This is a genomic window from Lutibacter sp. (assembly GCF_013139515.1).
Lineage (GTDB): Bacteria > Bacteroidota > Bacteroidia > Flavobacteriales > Flavobacteriaceae > Lutibacter.
In genome coordinates this window covers 1-2932 of record NZ_WTAR01000119.1, presented here as the reverse complement: position 1 = coordinate 2932, position 2932 = coordinate 1, and the positions used below count along the sequence as shown (strand labels likewise).

The following is a 2932-nucleotide window of genomic DNA, read 5'->3' as shown; positions in this document are numbered from 1 at the left end:
ACATCAATAGATGTGCTATAGACTAAAAAACTCCAAGGGCCACCACAAGGTTTACTTCCGAAGGCAATAAAATCGCAATCTGAATTTTCATTACAAATTCCTTCAGCAATTAATTGTTCAATTTCTTCGTGTAAAACGTCTAATGCTTGTAATTCTTCTTCTTGAGAAGTTTCATTATTATTAGTGCAACCCAAAACGATTGCTAATAAAGCAATCGTTTTAAATGTATGTTTAAATAGTTTCATGAAATTTATTTTAGCTTGTATACTCAAGCACAAAAATTAAACCAACTAACAAAAAAAGAATAATTTAACAGTATTCTTCGTAAGCACCGGCTAAATTTGAAGCAATAACTTCAGCAGGTCTTCCTTCTATATGATGACGCTCTAACATGTGAACCAATGCACCATCTTTAAACAGTGCAATTGCTGGTGATGATGGAGGGAAAGGAATCATATTTTCACGTGCTTTAGCAGTTGCATCCGCATCAACTCCTGCAAAAACGGTTACTAAATTGGTTGGTGTTTTGTCATGTTGTAAAGAAACTACTGCTCCTGGTCGAGCTGTTCCAGCAGCACATCCGCAAACTGAATTTACAACAACTAATGTTGTACCTTCTTTGCTCAATGCTTTTTCAACTTCTTGTGCGGTATGTAATGATGTAAAACCTGCATTTTCTAATTCTTCTTGCATTGGTTTTACTAATTCTGGTGGATACATATTTTTTGATTTTTTTGTTAAAAGTAAATAAAGTGCAAATATAATGGTTTAAATACTAAAAGTTTATAATTATTTTAACAACTGTAACGAATATAACCTTAAGGTATACTAACTATTACATGTATCTTTGAAAACTTAAAAGTATTTATGGGGAATTTTATAAAATGGCTTGGTGCTGGATTGGGTTTTACACTTGGCGGACCAATTGGAAGTATTTTAGGATTTGCACTGGGAAGTGTTATTGGTGGATTTTCGAAAGCAGATATTGAAAGAGCCAAAGCATATGGAGAAACTAGTAGAACAAAACAATCGGGGGATTTTGAAATTAGTTTATTGCTATTATCATCTGTGGTTATTAAAGCTGATGGTAAAATTGACCAACGTGAATTATTGTATGTTAGAAATCATTTTAAAAACATGTACGGGGAGGAAAGAGCAAACAATGCCTTTAAATTATTTAAGAGTTTTATAAAAAGTAATGAAGTTTCTACACGACAAGTTTGTGGGCAAATTCGTCAAAATTTAACCCATGCATCTCGTTTGCAATTAATTCATTTTTTATTCGGAATTGCAAAAGCTGATGGAGCAGTGAATGAAGCTGAAGTAAATTCGATAAAAATAATTGCGGGTTATTTTTATATAAATCAACACGATTTTGAGTCTATAAAAGCAATGTTTTATGATAGTTCAGATAGTGCATACAAGATTCTTGAGATTGAAAAATCAGCTACCAATGATGAATTGAAAAAAGCGTATAGAAAAATGGTAAAAAAATACCACCCAGATAAATTACAACATCTTGGAGAAGAGCACGTAAAAGGCGCTGAAGAAAAGTTCAAGCAAGTTCAAAAAGCATACGAACAAATTCAAAACGAAAGAGGTTTGTAAGTTTTTTATACGTTGATATTCATTAAAAAACACAAAGAAATATGATAGACAACATAAAATCCAAAACCGAATTGGCAACTAATTATAAAGGGTTTTTAGTTGATTTAGTTATTTATATAGCTGTTATGTTTTTGGTGAGAGAGCTGTATTTTCCAAAAGTAAGTTTTATAGTAAATGGGCTTTTTTGGTCATTAACAACCTTAGCAGTTGCAAGTTGGAGAATGAAGGTGAGAGGAGTTTCATGGAAAGATTTAGGGCTGAAAAACCCCAAAAATTTATGGAAATCTTTAGGGGTTTCAGTGGTTATTTTTGTATCAATAATGATTTCAATAATCATTTTTGAACTGGTAAAAGACAATTTAAACCTCACTGTTTCTTCAGGTAATTCATCTGAAAGTGCGGTTTCTAAGTTTGGAGACTTAAAAGGAAATTGGTTGCTTTTTTTCTCAATAATCCCAATGGTTTTGCTCGAATCTTTTTTAGAGGAATTGTTAGATAGAGGATTTTTAATGAATTGGCTGGAGAAGCTTTTTTCAGCAACGTCTTTTGCAACAGTTATTGCTGTTTTATTACAAGCATTAATTTTTGGGTTTAGACACTCAAATGATTTGTCAGAAAGATCAATAACTGTTGGAATTATTGGTTTGATTATGGGAATAGCGTACGTAAAGTTTGGAAGAAATCTATGGCCATTAATTATTGCACACTGTATATTAAACGGTATGTCTATGGTTGAAAGAGTATTGTAATAAAATATTTAGTAACTGTACAGCACTTTTGTTTATTTCAAATAATCAATAACATTTTGTGGGCCTTTTAAAACGGTTTTTACTATTTGCAATGTACCGTCTCTTTTAGAAATTGTATGCCATTTTATAAGTGATAACTGCATATTTTCAATTTCAATTCCTGTAATAGATCTTGGGTGAACACAACTTCCATCGTTAAAATAAGGCAATTCATTTGGGTTTGGAAAACGTGGTCTGTGTGTGTGCCCAGCAATAATCATTTGATTGTTGTTGGCTAAAATCCATTTTTTTAATCGGCGTTCAAGTTTAATTAATTCTTTAAAATTTTTAGCTGGACTTGTTGGGTCTTTTATACCAACTATTTGAAGTGGTTTCCAAAGAAACCGAACTAAAAACCTACCCCATTTCCATAAAATATAATTGTAAAAATCGGCCTGATGACCGTGAATTAGTAGAATGTTTTTACTAAAGCCTTTAACTTCTAAAATAATACTTTCATCATATGTTAAACCATTTAATAGCTCTTTTGTTGTTGAAGTAATTTCATCAAAATAAGAGCCTAGAAGTTTGGCTGC

The 2932-nt window shown here is 31.8% G+C and carries 3 protein-coding genes and 2 pseudogenes; 2 read left to right on the top strand and 3 right to left on the bottom strand.

What is annotated here, in order from left to right:
- Both GQ540_RS10705 and GQ540_RS10700 read right to left on the bottom strand, forming a co-directional pair.
- Nucleotides 1-245: pseudogene (locus GQ540_RS10705) on the bottom strand (hypothetical protein); the annotation flags it as partial.
- A 64-nt stretch (nucleotides 246-309) separates the two neighbouring features.
- Entirely contained in the window at nucleotides 310-720 is a 411-nt protein-coding gene (locus tag GQ540_RS10700; RefSeq protein ID WP_291800866.1) for a BrxA/BrxB family bacilliredoxin, read from the bottom strand.
- 147 nt (nucleotides 721-867) lie between these two features.
- Here GQ540_RS10700 and GQ540_RS10695 point away from each other — a divergent pair, with 147 nt between their 5' ends.
- Nucleotides 868-1608 carry a TerB family tellurite resistance protein gene (locus tag GQ540_RS10695; RefSeq protein ID WP_291800864.1) on the top strand — a complete coding sequence of 247 codons (741 nt, stop codon included), beginning with the start codon at nucleotides 868-870 and terminating at the stop codon, nucleotides 1606-1608.
- A gap of 41 nt (nucleotides 1609-1649) precedes the next feature.
- Nucleotides 1650-2357, top strand: a complete 708-nt coding sequence (locus GQ540_RS10690; protein WP_291800862.1) for a CPBP family intramembrane glutamic endopeptidase — start codon at nucleotides 1650-1652, stop codon at nucleotides 2355-2357.
- A 32-nt stretch (nucleotides 2358-2389) separates the two neighbouring features.
- Here GQ540_RS10690 and GQ540_RS10685 read toward each other — a convergent pair.
- A pseudogene (locus GQ540_RS10685) lies at nucleotides 2390-2932 on the bottom strand (serine/threonine protein phosphatase); the annotation flags it as partial.

What these genes read in the sequence shown, in the direction of transcription:
- GQ540_RS10700 (WP_291800866.1), bottom strand. Translation starts at nt 720, where the DNA reads ATGTATCCACCAGAATTAGTAAAACCAATGCAAGAAGAATTAGAAAAT.
- GQ540_RS10695 (WP_291800864.1), top strand. Translation starts at nt 868, where the DNA reads ATGGGGAATTTTATAAAATGGCTTGGTGCTGGATTGGGTTTTACACTT.
- GQ540_RS10690 (WP_291800862.1), top strand. Translation starts at nt 1,650, where the DNA reads ATGATAGACAACATAAAATCCAAAACCGAATTGGCAACTAATTATAAA.